General features: G+C 71.4%; 14 protein-coding genes. 6 read left to right on the top strand and 8 right to left on the bottom strand.

All coding sequences use genetic code 11. The features are described 5' to 3' along the window. The first annotated feature begins 32 nt into the window (after window positions 1–32). From OG985_RS16940 to OG985_RS16930, 3 genes are all read left to right on the top strand, one after another. Window positions 33–998, top strand: coding sequence for a zinc-binding dehydrogenase (locus tag OG985_RS16940; protein WP_371669174.1), 966 nt, complete (start codon window positions 33–35; stop codon window positions 996–998). Between the two features lie 132 nt (window positions 999–1,130). Further along, entirely contained in the window at window positions 1,131–1,340 is a 210-nt protein-coding gene (locus OG985_RS16935) for a helix-turn-helix domain-containing protein (protein ID WP_030038196.1), read from the top strand. Next, window positions 1,340–1,912: a Clp protease N-terminal domain-containing protein gene (locus OG985_RS16930; RefSeq protein WP_371669173.1), complete on the top strand. Its 573-nt coding sequence runs from the start codon at window positions 1,340–1,342 to the stop codon at window positions 1,910–1,912. Before OG985_RS16935 ends, OG985_RS16930 begins: the two co-directional genes overlap by 1 nt. 80 nt (window positions 1,913–1,992) lie before the next feature. Here OG985_RS16930 and OG985_RS16925 read toward each other — a convergent pair whose 3' ends face one another. The 7 genes from OG985_RS16925 to OG985_RS16895 all read right to left on the bottom strand — a co-directional run bounded on the left by OG985_RS16925 (window position 1,993) and on the right by OG985_RS16895 (window position 11,545). Next, window positions 1,993–3,054, bottom strand: coding sequence for a helix-turn-helix transcriptional regulator (locus tag OG985_RS16925; protein WP_371669172.1), 1,062 nt, complete (start codon window positions 3,052–3,054; stop codon window positions 1,993–1,995). A 1-nt stretch (window position 3,055) separates the two neighbouring features. Next, window positions 3,056–4,045 carry a DUF4097 domain-containing protein gene (locus OG985_RS16920; RefSeq protein WP_371669171.1) on the bottom strand — a complete coding sequence of 330 codons (990 nt, stop codon included), beginning with the start codon at window positions 4,043–4,045 and terminating at the stop codon, window positions 3,056–3,058. A gap of 324 nt (window positions 4,046–4,369) precedes the next feature. Continuing rightward, the gene (locus OG985_RS16915; RefSeq protein ID WP_371669170.1) at window positions 4,370–4,549 is read right to left on the bottom strand and encodes a DUF6104 family protein; all 180 of its coding nucleotides are present in this window, start codon (window positions 4,547–4,549) and stop codon (window positions 4,370–4,372) included. A gap of 252 nt (window positions 4,550–4,801) precedes the next feature. After that, on the bottom strand, window positions 4,802–8,596 hold the full coding sequence (locus OG985_RS16910) for a multifunctional oxoglutarate decarboxylase/oxoglutarate dehydrogenase thiamine pyrophosphate-binding subunit/dihydrolipoyllysine-residue succinyltransferase subunit (RefSeq protein ID WP_371669169.1): 3,795 nt from the start codon (window positions 8,594–8,596) through the stop codon (window positions 4,802–4,804). A gap of 291 nt (window positions 8,597–8,887) precedes the next feature. After that, complete coding sequence (locus OG985_RS16905) at window positions 8,888–9,994, bottom strand: sensor histidine kinase (protein ID WP_371669168.1); 1,107 nt, start codon at window positions 9,992–9,994, stop codon at window positions 8,888–8,890. Beyond that, on the bottom strand, window positions 9,991–10,728 hold the full coding sequence (locus OG985_RS16900; protein ID WP_371669167.1) for a response regulator transcription factor: 738 nt from the start codon (window positions 10,726–10,728) through the stop codon (window positions 9,991–9,993). Before OG985_RS16900 ends, OG985_RS16905 begins: the two co-directional genes overlap by 4 nt. Before the next feature lie 121 nt (window positions 10,729–10,849). Further along, entirely contained in the window at window positions 10,850–11,545 is a 696-nt protein-coding gene (locus tag OG985_RS16895) for a spermidine synthase (RefSeq protein WP_371669166.1), read from the bottom strand. A 224-nt stretch (window positions 11,546–11,769) separates the two neighbouring features. Here OG985_RS16895 and OG985_RS16890 point away from each other — a divergent pair, with 224 nt between their 5' ends. From OG985_RS16890 to OG985_RS16880, 3 genes are all read left to right on the top strand, one after another. Beyond that, window positions 11,770–12,735: a rhomboid-like protein gene (locus OG985_RS16890; RefSeq protein WP_371669165.1), complete on the top strand. Its 966-nt coding sequence runs from the start codon at window positions 11,770–11,772 to the stop codon at window positions 12,733–12,735. A gap of 118 nt (window positions 12,736–12,853) precedes the next feature. Further along, a complete protein-coding gene (lon, locus tag OG985_RS16885; RefSeq protein ID WP_371669164.1) occupies window positions 12,854–15,268 on the top strand; it encodes an endopeptidase La in 2,415 nt (804 codons plus the stop codon). 310 nt (window positions 15,269–15,578) lie between these two features. Beyond that, complete coding sequence (locus OG985_RS16880) at window positions 15,579–16,109, top strand: MarR family winged helix-turn-helix transcriptional regulator (RefSeq protein ID WP_371669163.1); 531 nt, start codon at window positions 15,579–15,581, stop codon at window positions 16,107–16,109. Window positions 16,110–16,308: 199 nt separating this feature from the next. On the opposite strand, the gene OG985_RS16875 is transcribed toward OG985_RS16880, so the two are convergent. Beyond that, a complete protein-coding gene (locus OG985_RS16875) occupies window positions 16,309–17,097 on the bottom strand; it encodes a hypothetical protein (protein ID WP_371669162.1) in 789 nt (262 codons plus the stop codon). Window positions 17,098–17,179 lie beyond the last annotated feature (82 nt).

Raw genomic sequence — 17,179 nt, 5'->3', positions numbered from 1 at the left:
AAAACACCGTGCCCGGCGCCTATCGTCGAGCCATGTTCGCTGCCTACGCCGCCCGGATCGACCGTGACCAGCCGCTCGCCGGCCTCGAGTTGGGAGAGCGTCCGGCTCCCGAGGCCCGGGCCGGCTGGAGTGTCGTCGACGTCAGGGCCGCCTCCCTCAACCATCACGACCTCTGGTCCCTGCGCGGCGTGGGCCTCGCGGAGGACAAACTGCCGATGATCCTCGGCTGCGACGCCGCCGGTGTCGACGAGGACGGCAACGAGGTCGTCCTGCACTCGGTCATCGGCCAGACCGGCCACGGCGTCGGCCCCCGGGAACCCCGCTCCATCCTTACCGAGCACTACCAGGGCACCTTCGCCGAGCGGGTCGCCGTACCGACGTGGAACCTCCTTCCCAAGCCCAGGGAACTCTCCTTCGCGGAGGCCGCCTGTCTGCCCACGGCCTGGCTGACGGCGTACCGGATGCTCTTCACGAACGCCGGTGTACGACCCGGTGACTCCGTCCTCGTCCAGGGCGCCGGCGGTGGTGTCGCCACGGCGGCCATCGTGCTGGGGAAGGCGGCCGGGCTGCGGGTCTTCGCGACCAGCCGGGACGAGGCCAAGCGGAAGCGGGCCCTGGAGCTCGGCGCGGTGGAGGCGGTGGAGCCGGGCGCGCGGCTGCCGCAGCGCGTGGACGCCGTCATCGAGACCGTCGGTGCCGCCACCTGGTCGCACTCGGTGAAGTCCCTGCGGCCCGGCGGGACGCTCGTCATCTCCGGCGCCACGAGCGGCGACCGGCCCGCGCACGCCGAACTGACCCGGATCTTCTTCCTCGAGCTCAAGGTGGTCGGCTCGACGATGGGTACCAAGGACGAGCTGGAGGACCTGCTCTCCTTCTGTGCCGCCACCGGTGTGCGCCCCGTCATCGACGAGGTGCTCCCGCTCGACCGCGCCCGCGAGGGCTTTCAGCGGATGGAGAGCGGGGACCACTTCGGCAAGATCGTCCTCACGAACGCCTAGCGGTGCAGCGGTTCCTCCGCTCCGCGCCTTCGTCTCGGCTCACGGCCGGTCCGGTCTTCCGGGCCGGCCGTCGGCGTGTGGCGCACGTCAACCATGGTTGACAACCCCGTGCTGTCAACCTAGATTGACAGCATGACGGAAGCAACGGATCTCGCCGAGCGGGCCGGCGACCGCGACCCCCGGGTGGGGCTGCGCGCTGTCGCGGCGCTGCGCAGGCTGCTGGAACAGCTGGAGGCGGTGCAGGTGCGCAGTGCGCGCCATCAGGGCTGGTCGTGGCAGGAGATCGCCGCGGAACTCGGAGTGAGCAGGCAGGCCGTGCACAAGAAGTACGGGAGGCATTGATGTTCGAGCGGTTCACGAAGGATGCCCGCGCCGTGGTCGAGGGCGCGGTGGGGCATGCCGAGCGGGAGGGTGCGGAACGGGTCGAGGAGACACACATGTTGCTCGCGCTGCTCGACCGGGAGGGCAGCCGCGGCTCGTTCGCGCTGGCCTCGCTCGGTCTGCCGCCCGGCGGGCGTGACGGGCTGGTGGGGGAGCTGGCCGAGGCCCGCCGCCGAGGCGGCCTCTCGCGGGCCGACGCGGACGCGCTGTCCGGGCTGGGCATCGACCTGTCGGACATCGTGTCGAGGGTGGAGGAGGTCCACGGCGAAGGGGCGCTGGCGGCCGGCGTCAGGAGCGGTGCGCTCGGCGGGTGGTCCGGACGGCGGCCGTTCGGCCGCAGCGCCAAGGACCTGCTCGTCGGGACCCTGCGCGTCGCCGTCGCCCGCCGGGAACGGAGCATCGGCGACGAACACATTCTCCTGGCGCTGGTCGCCCGCCCCGGCGTCCCCGCCGAGGCCCTCGCCGACCACGGAGTGACGTATGACTCGCTCACCCGGGTCCTGTACGGCGAGGGGCAGGCGAAGGCGGGCTGAGCAGGTCTCCCCGGAGAGCGGGGGGTGCGGCACCTCCGGCGCGGCGGCCACGTGCCGCCGGCTGCCGGAGGCGGCCGAGCTCAGACCTTCGGCGTGCGCAGCAGCGCCCCGATGTGCGCCGCCGCCGAGGAGAGATGGCGGCGGGCGTCGCGGAGCTGGTCGGCGGTGACGCCGTGGTCCCGGGCCGCGTCACGGATGTCGTCCCGGAAGCGGTCGAGCAGGCGGTCCAGGTCGCGGGCCGGGTCGCCGGAGGAGTCCGCGTCCTCGTGCGCCCAGGCGGGTTCGAACCCGGCCGGGAAGTCCTCCGGGGTGTCCGTGTACTCGGGTCGCGGTGCCGCCTTGTCCGCGCTGCCGCGTCCGAAGCCGAAGTCCTTCCCGAACTCCTTGCCGTAGTCCTTCCCGAACTCTCCGAACTCCTTGGCCAGTTCGGTCAGTCCTTCCCGCACCCCCGTCGGCCAGTCGCCCCGTGCGAAGTGGTCCTGCACCTGGTCCTGGACCCGCCGGGCGATGCGCTGCATCTCCTCCTGCGCCTGGGCCCGCGCCCGGTCCTGCGCATCCTTGGCCTGGTTGCGGGCCCGCTGGGCCTCCTCGCGGGCCCGCCGGCTCTCGTCCTTGGCGCGCCGGGCCTGTTCCTTCCACTCCTGCTTGACGCGGCGCATCTCCTCCTTCGCGGCGCGCCAGGCCTCCTTGTCGCCGAGCTCGCCCAGGTCCCCGAAGGGAAGGTCCTGCCCGCGACCGGCCTTGGTGCCGCCGCGTCGGGCCTCGGTCGCCGCCGCCCGCATCTCGCGCCGCAGGTCACCCGCCGCGCCGCGCACGTCGGCACGGATCTCCGCGGCCAGTTCGGCGACCGACTCGCGGATCTCCAGTTCCAGGTCGGCCAGTTCGCCGCTGCGGTCGGCGAGTTCGGCGCGGCCCGCGTCCGTGATGGCGTACACCTTGCGTCCGCCTTCGGTGGTGTGGGTGACCAGACCCTCGGCCTGCAGCTTGGCCAGTCGCGGGTAGACGGTGCCCGCCGACGGTGCGTACAACCCCTGGAAGCGCTCCTCGAGGAGTCGGATCACCTCGTAGCCGTGGCGCGGGGCTTCGTCGAGCAGCTTCAGCAGGTAGAGGCGCAGGCGGCCGTGGGCGAAGACGGGGGGCATGTCAGAGCACCTTCTTGTCGGTCGTGCCGTCGGCCGGGGCGCTGGTCGAACCCTCGCCCGGGCCGGAAGCGGAATTGTCCCCCGAATCGCCGTGCGGCCCGCCCACCGGGTCGTCGGCAGCCGACTTGGCGCCCTCGGTCCGCGTACCGGAATCGCCGGTGTCCCACGGTTCCGTCTCCTCGTCCTCCGCCGGCGGCCGGCGCAGCAGGGCGATGGAGCCGGAGACGGTCGTCGCGCGGAGTTTGCCGGTGCCGGCGCCGAGCCGCCCGGTGATCTTGTGGGCGCCCCACTGACCGTGCACGCGGAGACCCTCGAAGGCGTTGGAGATCGTGCCGCTCGCGGTGTTCGCCTCGACCTCGGCGTCCGCCGGCGCGGGCAGCCGGATGGCGATCTCGCCCGAGACGCTGGTCAGCCCGATGTCGGTGGGGCCGCCCGGGTCGAGGTCGACGATCATGGAGCCGCTGACCGAGTCGGCCCGCACGGAGGAGCCCGAGCCCTCGACGACGGTGAGGTCGCCGGAGACGGAGTTGAACCGCAGGTCGCCGGTGACGGCCTGGGCCTCCAGGTTCCCCGACACCGTGTCCGCGCGGACCGGGCCGGACAGGGCGACGAGGGTCGTGTCGCCGGTGACCCCCTTCACCACGGAGGGCCCGCGCAGCCCGGAGACGACCGCCGCGGCGCCGACGACGCCCACTTCGACGCGGGTGTCGGCCGGCACGGCCAGGGAGACGACCGCGCTGCGCCGCCAGCCCTTCCGGTCGAGCCACTTGAGAAAGCCCCGCCATGGCAGGTCGTCGTACGCCACGGTGAGCGTGCCGCCCTCCTGGCTGACCGTCAGCGGCGGCCCCTCGATCTCGGAGATCTCGAGGCGGGCGGAACCTTCGTCGGTGCCCACGACGTTCACCGTGCCATTGACGATGCGTACGTGGAGTTCCCTCACGGGCTCGTCGAACGTGAGCTTCCGGGGCTCTGCGACGGACCACTCGGACATGATGCGACCTCCCGTAGCAACGCGCCATATCGCGTCTTCCGCTATTCACGATATATCGCGGCACGCGAAAGTCAAGACACCCGTTCAGGGGACGGCGAAGCCGGAAAGAGGGCTCGAACGGGGCGGCACGGCGCCCCGGAGCGGGATCACACGGGCGGCAGGTCTCCCGGATGACCCCGGGACCTGCGGCATGTACGGCGGCTCGTACGGAGCGGCTCGCACAGCGGCACGTATCGCGGCGAGGCGGCACGCGCGGGAACGTACGGGAGCGGGGACGGCGACGCGGACCGGGAAGCCCGGGGTCGCGGCGCCCCCGCCGAGGACCTACTCCTCGTCCTCGTCGTCCAGCCGGGCCAGCCACGTCGCCAGCCGCTCCACCGGCACCTCGAAGTCAGGGTTCAGGTCGACGAACGTCCGCAGCTGCTCGGCGAGCCACTCGAAGGTGACCTCCTCCTCGCCGCGCCGCTTCGCCAGTTCTTCGATGCCTCGGTCGGTGAAGTACAACTCTCGCTCCTGATACGGACGGGACGAGCCCTGCTCGCTCCCGTGAACACGCCCTGCCCTCCAGGGTAAGGCCGTACGAACGCCAAAGGGCCCGGTCCGAGTCACCACGACTCGGGCCGGACCCTCGATCATGCGCCGCCGACCGTGCCCCGAAGGGGCGCGGGGAACTGGCGACAGCCACAACGCACCCGCAGCCGACAACCACCGCCGCAGCGGGCGCACCGCAGCCGACGCACCCCGCAGCGGCAGCGCCTACGCCTCGAACACCTCACGCACCAGCTGCTCCTGCTCGGCCTGGTGACGCTTGGCCGAACCCACCGCCGGCGAGGAGCCGTGCGGGCGCGAGATGCGGCGCAGCCGCTCCCCGTGCGGCACGTCCGCGCCGACCGCCAGGTCGAGGTGGTCGATCAGGTTGAGCGCGATGAACGGCCACGCACCCTGGTTCGCCGGCTCCTCCTGGGCCCACAGGTACTTCTCGGCGTTCGGGTACTTGGCGATCTCGGCCTGGAGCTCGGCACCCGGCAGCGGGTACAGGCGCTCGAGGCGGATGATCGCCGTCTCGGCGGCCGCGGGGTCCGAGGCGCCGCGCTTCTGACGCTCGGCCTCGAGGTCGTAGTAGACCTTGCCGGCGCAGAAGACGACCTTGCGGACGGCGGCCGGGTCGGCCGACGCGTCGCCGATGACCGGGCGGAACTGCTGGTCGGTGAACTCCTCCGCCTTCGACGCGGCCGCCTTGAGGCGCAGCATCGACTTCGGGGTGAAGACGATCAGCGGCTTGTGGTGCGGGTTGTGCACCTGCCACCGCAGAAGGTGGAAGTAGTTCGACGGGAGCGTCGGCGTCGCGACCGTCATGTTGTTCTGGGCGCAGAGCTGGAGGAACCGCTCCGGGCGGGCCGAGGAGTGGTCCGGGCCCTGGCCCTCGTAGCCGTGCGGGAGCAGCAGGGTGACGCCGGACGTCTGGCCCCACTTCTGCTCCGCCGAGGAGATGAACTCGTCCACGACCGTCTGCGCGCCGTTGACGAAGTCGCCGAACTGCGCCTCCCACATGACGAGCGCGTCGGGGCGGGCCAGCGAGTAGCCGTACTCGAAGCCCATCGCCGCGTACTCCGACAGCAGGGAGTTGTAGACGTTCAGGCGCGCCTGGTCCTCGGACAGGTACAGCAGCGGGGTGAAGTCCTCGCCCGTCGCACGGTCGATCAGCACCGCGTGACGCTGGCCGAACGTGCCACGCTGCGAGTCCTGGCCCGCGAGCCGGACCGGGACGCCCTCCAGGAGGAGGGAGCCGATGGCGAGGGTCTCGCCCATGCCCCAGTCGATCGTGCCGTCCTCGACCATCGACGCCCGGCGCTGGAGCTGGGGCAGCAGCCGCGGGTGGACGGTGACGTGGTCGGGGATGTTGACCTGGGACTCGGCGATCCGCTTCACGACCTCCGTGGACACCGCGGTGTTCACGGCGACCGGGAACTCGGCCTGCGGGTCGGAGGGCGCCGGCGACAGCGGCTGCGAGGTGGCCTCGCGGACCTCCGTGAAGACCTTCTCCAGCTGGCCCTGGTAGTCCTGCAGGGCCTGCTCGGCCTCTTCCAGGGTGATGTCGCCGCGACCGATCAGGGACTCGGTGTAGAGCTTGCGCACCGAGCGCTTCTTGTCGATCAGGTCGTACATCAGCGGCTGGGTGAAGGCCGGGTTGTCCGACTCGTTGTGACCGCGGCGGCGGTAGCAGATGAGGTCGATCACCACGTCCTTGTTGAACGCCTGGCGGAACTCGAAGGCCAGGCGTGCGACGCGCACGACGGCCTCGGGGTCGTCGCCGTTCACGTGGAAGATCGGGGCCTCGATCATGCGGGCCACGTCGGTGGCGTACATGGACGAGCGGGAGGACTCCGGGGCGGCGGTGAAGCCGACCTGGTTGTTGATGACCACGTGGACCGTGCCGCCGGTGCGGTAACCGCGCAGCTGCGACATGTTGAGGGTCTCGGCCACCACGCCCTGGCCCGCGAAGGCCGCGTCACCGTGCAGGGCGACCGGCAGGACCGTGAAGTCCGTGCCGCCCTTGTTGATGATGTCCTGCTTGGCGCGGGCGATGCCCTCGAGGATCGGGTCGACCGCCTCCAGGTGCGAGGGGTTGGCGGCCAGCGAGACCTTGATCTGCTCGCCGTCCAGTCCGGTGAAGGTTCCCTCGGCGCCCAGGTGGTACTTCACGTCGCCGGAGCCGTGCATCGACTTCGGGTCGAGGTTGCCCTCGAACTCGCGGAAGATCTGCGCGTACGACTTGCCGACGATGTTGGCGAGCACGTTCAGGCGGCCGCGGTGGGCCATGCCGATGACGACCTCGTCCAGACGGGACTCCGCCGCCGAGTCCAGGACCGCGTCGAGCAGCGGGATGACGGACTCGCCGCCCTCCAGGCTGAAGCGCTTCTGGCCGACGTACTTCGTCTGCAGGAAGGTCTCGAACGCCTCCGCCGCGTTCAGACGGCGCAGGATGCGCAGCTGCTCCTCGCGCTCCGGCTTGGAGTGCGAGCGCTCGATCCGGTCCTGGATCCACTTGCGCTGCTTCGGGTCCTGGATGTGCATGAACTCGACGCCGGTGGTGCGGCAGTACGAGTCGCGCAGCACGCCGAGGATGTCGCGCAGCTTCATCAGGGACTTGCCGGCGAAGCCGCCGACCGCGAACTCCCGCTCCAGGTCCCACAGGGTGAGCCCGTGCTCGGTGATGTCCAGGTCGGGGTGCTTGCGCTGGCGGTACTCCAGCGGGTCGGTGTCGGCCATGACGTGGCCGCGGACCCGGTAGGAGTGGATCAGCTCGAAGACGCGGGCGGCCTTGGTGACGTCGTCGTCGTGGCTGGCGTCGATGTCCTTGAGCCAGCGGACCGGCTCGTAGGGGATGCGCAGCGCCTCGAAGATCTCGTCGTAGAAACCGCCCTCACCGAGCAGGAGGTTCGCGACGATGCGCAGGAACTCGCCGGAGGCGGCGCCCTGGATGACCCGGTGGTCGTAGGTCGACGTGAGCGTCATGACCTTCGAGATGCCGAGCTTGTTCAGGGTGTCCTGGGACGTGCCCTGGAACTCCGCCGGGTAGTCCATCGAGCCGACGCCCATGATGACCGACTGGCCGGGCATCAGACGCGGGACCGAGTGCACGGTGCCGAGGCCGCCGGGGTTGGTCAGGGAGACCGTGACACCGGTGAAGTCGTCCATCGTCAGCTTGCCGTCACGGGCACGGCGGACGATGTCCTCGTAGGCCTGCCAGAACTCGAAGAAGTTCAGCGTCTCGGCCTTCTTGATGCCGGCGACGACGAGCTGGCGGTCCCCGTTCGGCTTCACCAGGTCGATGGCGAGACCGAAGTTGACGTGGGCCGGCTTGACCAGGGTCGGCTTGCCGTCCTTCTCCGCGAAGGAGTGGTTCATCGACGGCATGGCCTTGATGGCCTGCACCATCGCGTAGCCGATGAGGTGGGTGAAGGAGATCTTCCCGCCCCGGGCGCGCTTCAGGTGGTTGTTGATGACGATGCGGTTGTCGAAGAGCAGCTTCACCGGGACCGCGCGCACGGACGTGGCCGTGGGCACCTCGATCGAGGCGTTCATGTTCTTCGCCACCGCGGCGGCGGGGCCGCGCAGCGGGACCAGCTCCGGGCCCTCGGCGGCGGGTGCGGCCTTCGGCTTGGCGGCGGCGGCCGGCTTCGCGGGGGCCGGCGCCGGAGCGGCGGCCTTGGCGGGAGCCGGAGCCGCGGCGGCGGGCTTCGGGACCACGGGTGCCGGAGCGGCGGCCGCGGGGGCCGGAGCAGCGGGCGCGGGAGCGGCCGGGGCCGAGGTGGTGGTCCCTGCGGCCCCCGCGGCCGCAGTACCCGCCGGGGCCGAGGCGGCAGGAGCGCCCGGCTTGTAGTCGGCGAAGAAGTCCCACCAGGCTCGGTCTACGGAATTCGGGTCCTGGAGGTACTGCTGATAGATCTCGTCGACGAGCCACTCGTTGGGGCCGAAGGCCGCGGCGGGGTTCTTCCCGGCTTGGTCGTCGGTCGAGATGCTCGAGTTACTGGGGGACTGTGGCGACACGGCGGCAACCGCCCTCTTCCGCTTCACAAGGTGATGGACAGCGGGAATAAAGGCTACGCCCCCCAGAGGGTGGAGGTCAGGCCGGGCTGGTCCATCGTCGCGTAAGTCACATCAAAGAGCGGGTTTCGGGGCTTGAAATGGCGGGAAACAAGCGCGGTTGTGCAACAGAGGGGACGCGGGAGGGTGCGTCGGCCCCGGTCCGGCGCCCACCAGGCGCAGGCCTCTGCCTGATCACACGTGTCCGTCAGCGCGGAAGCGCGTGGATCTTGTGGCTCCGGTTCGAACTTTACGTCAACTTGGGACGGAAGACTCTCCCGGGAGAGTGACGATAATCCTGCAGCCCCGGTCGGATTCGGCCACACCGATCCGGCCGCCGTGCAGATCCACCGCCCAGCGGGCGATCGCCAGGCCGAGGCCCGTGCCGCCGTCGCTGCCGGGCCCGTGCGGCCGGCTGACGTTGCCGCGGTTGAACCGCTCGAACACACGGCGCCACTCCGACCTCGGGATGCCGGGGCCCTCGTCCAGCACCTCGAGGTCCAGCGACTCGGGCAGCGGCCCGCGCCGCGCCCTGACCGTCACCCGGCCGTGCGCCGGACTGTGCTTGACCGCGTTGTCGATGAGGTTGGCCACGACCTGGTGGATCCGCTCCGGGTCCGCGTGCGCGGTCAGCTCCGGCGGGGACACGTCGAGGTGCAGATGGACGTCCGTACGGGTGTGGTTGCCGGAGCCGGAGGCGATGCCCGCGCGCGCGGAGGCGACCATGTTGGCCTCCTTCAGGACGCCCGACAGGTACGGCCACACCTCGAAGCGACGTTTCTTCAGTGGTACGACGCCGTTGTCCAGCCTGGACAGGTCGAGCAGCGTCTCCACCAGCCGGCCCAGCCGCTCGGTCTGCTTCAGGGCCGTACGCATCGTCTCGGGGTCGGCCTGCTGGACCCCGTCGACGATGTTCTCCAGCACCGCGCGCAGGCCCGCGATGGGCGTCCGCAGCTCGTGCGAGACGTTGGCCACCAGCTCCTTGCGCTGGAGCTCCTGCGCCTCCAGCTCGTCGGCCATCACGTTGATCGTCTGGGCCAGGTCGCCCAGCTCGTCGCGCCGGCTCTCACGTACCCGGCGGGTGTAGTCGCCGTGCGAGATGGACCGGGCCACCGTGTTCATCTCGTCCAGCGGCGCGGTGAGCGAATGCGCCACGAACTGCGTGATCAGCAGTGTGGCGATCATCGAGAAGACCGTGATGAAGCGCAGCTCCGTCTTGGTGTGCACCGCGATCACCGACAGCCCCGTGGTGATCAGCACCGAGACGACGACCAGCGCGCCCAGCTTGGTCTTGATCGAGAACGGGCGTACGCCCCCCCAGGGCTCCCCGGGGCTTCTCCGTGGGGCCGGCCCGTCGCTCATGGCGTCGGCGTCTCCAGCGCGTAACCGACACCGTGCACCGTGCGGATCCGCTCGGCGCCGATCTTCCGCCGCAGCGCCTTGATGTGGCTGTCGACGGTCCGGGTACCCGAGGCGTCCGCCCAGTCCCACACCTCGGCGAGCAGCTGCTCACGGGAGAGCACCGCGCGGGGGGTGTTGGCGAGGCACACCAGGAGGTCGAACTCGGTGGGCGTCAGATGCACGTCGTCGCTGCGCACCCGCACCCGGCGCTGCGCGTGGTCGATCTCCAGCTCGCCCAGCCGCAGGATTCCGCTGCGCGGGGTCGAGGCCGCGATCGCGGCCCGCTCCACGCGGCGCAGCAGCACGTGCACCCGTGCGGCCAGCTCACGCATCGAGAACGGCTTGGTCATGTAGTCGTCGGCGCCCACGCCGAGTCCGACCAGCATGTCGGTCTCGTCGTCGCGGGCGGTCAGCATCAGCACCGGCACCGGACGCGCGGCCTGCACACGGCGGCAGACCTCCAGGCCGTCGAAGCCGGGCAGCATGATGTCGAGGATCAGCAGATCGGGCTGCCAGGCCTCGGCCGTGTCGACCGCTGACGGACCGTCGCCCGCCGTTTGCACGAGGAATCCCTCGGCGCGCAGGCGGGTCGCGATGGCGTCCACGATCGTCGGATCGTCCTCCACGACCAGAACCCGGCGCTGAGCGCCGGGGGCCGCCGCCGTACCGTTGTGGGAGGTGTGTGTCTGCTCCATCGCCCGCCCCTGAGTTGCTTTCCGGGATCAGTGGGGTGACCCCTTGTCTGCGCATGACTGCGATTGACGCTTGAATGATCGGCGTCAGGTAGGCAGCGTACGGGGAGTGACCGCGCCTTTGCTATCCAGGTCGGACGGCGAGATGTACGACGTCGGGAACGCCCCGGGCAACCGGGATCTCTTCGGTACGCACCTGTTGGAACCCGGCATTCCGTAGGGATCCTTCAAATTCCGGAGATGGCCGCGCCGACCACACCGCCAACACGCCACCCGGGTTCAACACCCTTGCGCAGCTGGCCAGTCCGTCGACGGAGTAGAGGCTGTCGTTGCCCTCGGTGACCGTCCAGCCGGGCCCGTTGTCGATGTCCAGGCACAGCGCGTCGTACGTGGCGCATGTCTCATTGACGAATGCGACAAGGTCCGTTTCCAGAATCCCGGTGCGCGGGTCGGCGAGGGCGGGCGCCGAGAGCGCGGACAGCGGACCGCCGCGATGCCAGTCGACGATGGCGGGCTCGCGCTCGACGACCGTGATCCGGCCCCACCGCGGGTTCGCCGCCGCGTGTGCGAGCGAGAATCCGACGCCCAGTCCGCCGATCAGCACACTCGGACGGGCCGGGGGCGCCGGCCGCCCGTCCAGGGCGTCGAGCGCCGCGTCCATCAGCAGCCGCTCCGACCGTCCGTCGGAGGTGTCCATCAGGAAGCACCCGTTGGCGATGATCTGCAGCAGCTCGCCGTGGCGCCGCAACACGACCTCGCCGTACGGGCCCTCGCGACGGTCCAGGACTTCGGGGGTGTCGTACGAGTACGAGAGGGGCATCGGCCCATCCTGGCAGTCGGGCGGGGGAGGGGCGGGCGAATTATCCGGAGGGCGGCCTGCCCGGGGTGACGCGTGCGCGCGGGGCTGCTCACGCGCGGGCTGCCCGCCCGCGGATGTTCAGGCGCTTGGGAAGTTCCTGTGAATCGCCCGGTGCGTGGCGCCGGTCATAGACAGTGCCGGTGCGGGGCGCGAAGGGTGGGGTGTGACGGAAGGGGCTCCTCACCGTGGAATCGACCGAGACCGCCGACGCGGCGGCGCCCTTCCCGCCGTCCGGCGCGTGCCCGCCGACGGAGTCCGGGCTCCTGGACGGGGTGCCACGCCAGCGTGGTGCCGCCGCACAGGGCACCGGGTCCGCCGGCTGCGCCGAGTCCGAGGGGTCCGTCGAGTCCGCCCGGGCGGTTGTCACCACCCCGCCCGCGACGGCGAACGCCGGGACGGCCACCGCCCGGGCGGTTCCCCGCCGCTTCCCCCGCCGATGGCGCCTGCTGCCCACGCCGCCCGCGACGGCGAACGCCGGGAGGGCCACCGCCCCGGCGGTTCCCCGCCGCTTCCCCCGCCCGTGGCGCCTGCTGCCCACGCCCGCCTCGACGCCGGTCACCTTCGCCTTCGTGCTCGTCCTCGTCGTCACCTCGGCCGTCACCGCCCACGCCGACCCGGCGCTCGTGCACGCCCTCCACCAGGGGTCCAGCACCGACGTGGCGCACCTCGTGCGGACGCCCGTGCTGGTGCTGTTCGCCAGCGCCCTGTGGGTCGCGGGCGGGATCACCTCGCCGTACGCGCTCGGTCTCGTCCTGGTCCTCACCGCGCTGGAGCGGCGCGTCGGCGGCCCGCGCACGGCCGGCGTGTTCCTTCTCGGCCATGTCCTGGCCACCCTCGCGACCGAGGTGCCCGTGGGCCTCGCCGTCCTGGCCGGCCACCTCCCCGAGAGTTCGCTGCACCGTCTCGACTACGGCGTCAGCTTCGGCGTGGCCGCCGCCACCGGCGCCCTGGCCGGACTCCTCACGCCCTGGCTGCGCTGGCCGCTCCTGGCGGTCTTCGGCGGGGCGCTGGTCCTGGACCTGCTCGCGTTCACGGACCCGATGACGAACTGGGGCCATCTGATCTCGCTGGTGACCGGCATCGCCACCTGGCCGGTGATCCGACGGCACCACCGGACGCGGACCGCGGCCCCTGCGGCGGACCGCAGGTAGGGGGACCGGCTGTGAGCGGCTTGATCGCCCACAGCGAACGCGTGGCCTCCCGGGGAACATTCGTCGATGCGTGTGCATTGAGTCGGCATAGCTCAACTTGAATGCCGAAGGGGAGATCATGGCTTCGACGTCCACACCGCTCACTCTGCCTGTGCTGCCGCTCGACGACGAGGTCGTGCTGCCCGGAATGGTCGTACCGCTCGATCTGAACGACGCCGACGTGCGCGCCGCGGTGGAGGCCGCACAGGTCGCCGCCCGCTCGGAGCCCGGCAAGCCCAGGGTCCTGCTGGTGCCGCGCATCGACGGGTCGTACCCGGGCACCGGTGTGCTCGGCACCGTCGAGCAGGTCGGCCGGCTGGCCGACGGTGACCCCGGCGCGCTCATCCGTGGCCGCGGCCGCGTGAAGATCGGTGCCGGTACGACCGGCCCGGGCAAGGCACTGTGGGTCGAGGGAACGAGGATCGAGGAGAGCGCGCCCGAGCCGCTGCCCGGTCACGTCGCCGACCTCGTGAAGGAGTACAAGGCCCTGGCCACCGCCTGGCTGCGCAAGCGTGGCGCCTGGCAGGTGGTCGACCGGGTGCAGGCCATCGACGACATCTCCACGCTCGCCGACAACTCCGGGTACTCGCCGTTCCTGACCACCGAACAGAAGGTGGAGCTGCTGGAGACCGCCGACCCGGTCGCCCGCCTCAAGCTCGCCACCCAGCAACTCCGCGACCACCTCGCCGAACAGGACGTCGCCGAGACCATCGCCAAGGACGTCCAGGAGGGCGTCGACAAGCAGCAGCGCGAGTTCCTGCTGCGCCGCCAGCTCGAGGCCGTACGCAAGGAACTGCGCGAGATCAACGGCGAGCAGGAGGGCGAGGAGTCGGACGACTACCGCGCCCGTGTCGAGGCCGCCGACCTGCCCGAGAAGGTCCGGGAGGCCGCCCTCAAGGAGGTCGACAAGCTGGAGCGGTCCAGCGACCAGTCGCCCGAGGGCTCCTGGATCCGTACCTGGCTCGACACCGTGCTCGAACTCCCGTGGAACGACCGCACCGAGGACGCGTACGACATCCAGGGTGCCAAGGCGGTCCTGGACGCCGAGCACGCGGGCCTGGAGGACGTGAAGGAGCGCATCACCGAGTACCTGGCCGTGCGCAAGCGCCGCAGCGACCGGGGCCTGGGTGTGATCGGCGGGCGGCGCGGCGGTGCCGTGCTCGCGCTCGTCGGACCGCCCGGCGTCGGCAAGACCAGCCTCGGCGAGTCCGTGGCGCACGCCATGGGCCGCAAGTTCGTCCGGGTCGCCCTCGGCGGCGTCCGCGACGAGGCGGAGATCCGCGGCCACCGCCGTACGTACGTCGGAGCGCTGCCCGGCCGGATCGTCCGGGCGATCAAGGAGGCCGGGTCCATGAACCCGGTGGTCCTGCTGGACGAGATCGACAAGGTGGGCTCGGACTTCCGCGGCGACCCCGCGGCCGCGCTCCTGGAGGTCCTGGACCCGGCCCAGAACCACACCTTCCGGGATCACTACCTGGAGGTCGAGCTGGACCTGTCGGACGTCGTCTTCCTGGCCACCGCCAACGTGCTCGAAGCCATCCCCGAGGCCCTGCTCGACCGTATGGAGCTGGTCCGCCTGGACGGCTACACCGAGGACGAGAAGGTCGTCATCGCCCGGGATCACCTGCTCCCGCGCCAGCTGGAGCGGGCCGGTCTGAACACGGACGAGGTGGTGCTCGACGAGAGCGCCCTGCGCAAGCTCGCCGGCGAGTACACGCGCGAGGCGGGTGTCCGCACCCTGGAGCGGTCGATCGCCCGGCTGCTTCGCAAGGTCGCGGCCCAGCACGAACTGGGCGCGCGGGAGCTGCCGTTCACCATCCGGGACGGCGACCTGCGCGAGCTGATCGGCCGGCCGCACCACGTGCCCGAGTCCGCTCAGGACCCGGCCGAGCGCCGGACGGCCGTGCCGGGCGTGGCGACGGGTCTCGCGGTCACGGGCGCGGGCGGTGACGTGCTGTTCGTCGAGGCCTCCCTGGCCGACCCGGAGACGGGCGCGGCCGGACTGACCCTGACCGGCCAGCTGGGCGACGTCATGAAGGAGTCGGCGCAGATCGCGCTGAGCTTCCTGCGCTCCCACGGCGCCGAGCTGGAGCTGCCCGTCGGCGACCTGAAGGACCGGGGTGTGCACATCCACTTCCCGGCCGGCGCGGTCCCCAAGGACGGCCCGAGCGCGGGCGTCACGATGACGACGGCGCTGGCGTCGCTCCTCTCCGGCCGCCTGGTCCGCACGGACGTCGCCATGACCGGCGAGGTCTCGCTGACCGGCCGGGTGCTGCCGATCGGCGGTGTGAAGCAGAAGCTGCTCGCCGCGCACCGGGCGGGTGTCACCACGGTGATCATCCCCAAGCGCAACGAGCCCGACCTGGACGACGTCCCGGCGGAGGTGCTGGACAAGCTCGACGTCCACGCCGTCACGGATGTCCGCCAGGTCCTGGAACTGGCTCTGTCGCCGGCTGTGAACGGCGCGGAGTCGGAGGTTCCGGTAGCGGCGTGACGGACGCGGCCGGACAGTGGAGGCCCGGGTCCCGTGAGGGAGGCCCGGGCCTTCGCCGTGCCTGGTGAGCGGTCGGCGGTCGTGTGCGGTGCGGTACGGGGCGGGCCTCTGCCGGGTGAACCGTCACCTGGTTCATCATGGTCATGCCATTACCGGGGCCGTTGGGGCGGCCACGCACGGGAAACACCAGGTGGGAACAGGCCCCGGAGGCTGCCAATGGTCCAAGCCTGCGAAATACTTGCCGAGCCGCGCCCGATGACGGCTCTTGGCGGAAACGTTCACCACGGGGACAACCGAGGCAGGGACTGACGTGCACGAAGACGCGAACGGTGACGGACGCCGGGTCGAACCCGGTGAGTCACCGAATGGTGTGGACCAGCTGGACGTCAACCGGATCGCCATGCCCCCGGTGGACCCCGAGTACCTCTCCCTGGAACGTGAGTTGACGGTGCTGCTGCGGCGCGCCCGCGCCAACCAGGGCGAGATGGCCCGCGAGGTCCACCCGGATCTGGAGTCGGCGGCCTACGGACTCCTCGTCCGCCTGGACGAGTGCGGCCGCCAGCGCGCCACCGAACTCGCCGCGTACATCGGCGTCGGCAAGGCCACCATGTCCCGCCAGCTGCGCGCCCTGGAGGACCTCGGCCTGGTCGCCCGCGAACCGGACCCGGCGGACGGCCGCGCCTGGCTCGTCCACCTCACCCAGGAGGGCCGCACCCGCGTCGGCAAGGTCCGCGAGGCCCGCCGGGCACGCTACGTCAGCCAGCTGTCCCACTGGGACCGGCAGGAGGTCGCTGAACTGGCGCGACTGCTGCAGCAGTTGAACCAGGGAATGGAGAAATAGCCGCGCGTCGCCCTGCGGCGCCAAGCCGCGCGTCGCCCTGCGGCGCCCACCCGCGCGTCGCCCTGCGCCGCCCCACACCGCCCCACACCGCCCAGTCGCGCGCCGCTCCACGGCCGCGCCCCGCGCCCCGCGCCCCGCGCCCCGCGCGTCGCGGCAGAGCGCCCCCGCACCTCATCCCCGGCCCCACCCGCAGGCCGCCTCACAGCTCGGCGTACACGACCGTCGCGTCGTCGTGCGTCTTGCTCCGCCCCAGATGTGTCCGCGCCTTGGCGTCCGCCCGCTCCAGCGCCCGTACCCGGTCCACCAGCTCCTGCGGACCCTTCTTCCGTACGAGGGTGAAGCAGTCCGCCCAGTCGCCCTCGCGGAACTTCTCCACCCATCGCGTCGCCCCGTCCGTCAGCGCGGTCAGCGACCGCACCTCCGCGCGCGGCAGCGACCCCGTCACGGCGTGCTCCGCCACCGCCGGATCCGCCGCCGCCGTGTAGAAGCCGCCCTCCTTGTTGCGGAGCGTGGCGTCCACCAGGGCGTCCGTGGCGAGAGCGGCGCGCGGCAGACGGGACAGGCGGTCGTCCAGCAGTGCCGTGACCGCTCCCTCGGGGGACTCCACCAGGAGGGTCGAGTCGGACAGGATCAGGTACTCGACCGTCTCCGGTGACCAGCGGGCCGCCACCACCGTCGCCTGCGGTGTTCGTGGGTGAGAAAGGTCACAGGACCCCTCGTGGCCCTCGGCTGTTCGACGGATCGCCAGGGAGAGAACCTCGGACAGCGTCAGATCTCGCCGGGAAACGGTCAGTTCGGTCAGGGCGCCGCCGAGGCGGCCGGTGAACCAGGGAACGGAGTGCAGGCAGCCCGTCCCCGTCCGCGGCGGCGTCACCCCGTCCGCGACCACCAGTGCGCCGCCCAGTCCTGAGGCCGGTAGCGCGACGGCGGAGAAGTCCTCGTTGGGGCGGGCCGGATCGCCGGGCTCCGAAACAAGTTCAGTGCGCATCCGGCCAGTCTGCACGAGCCCTTCACGACATCCATCAAAGGCTGCCATCAGTCACGGAATTGACGTGCCCGTGCAGGTCAGG

The sequence above is a fragment of the Streptomyces sp. NBC_00289 genome, from assembly GCF_041435115.1.
Classification (GTDB): domain Bacteria; phylum Actinomycetota; class Actinomycetes; order Streptomycetales; family Streptomycetaceae; genus Streptomyces.
Note: the sequence above shows the minus strand (reverse complement) of the source record. Positions and strands in the feature narration are given on the sequence as shown.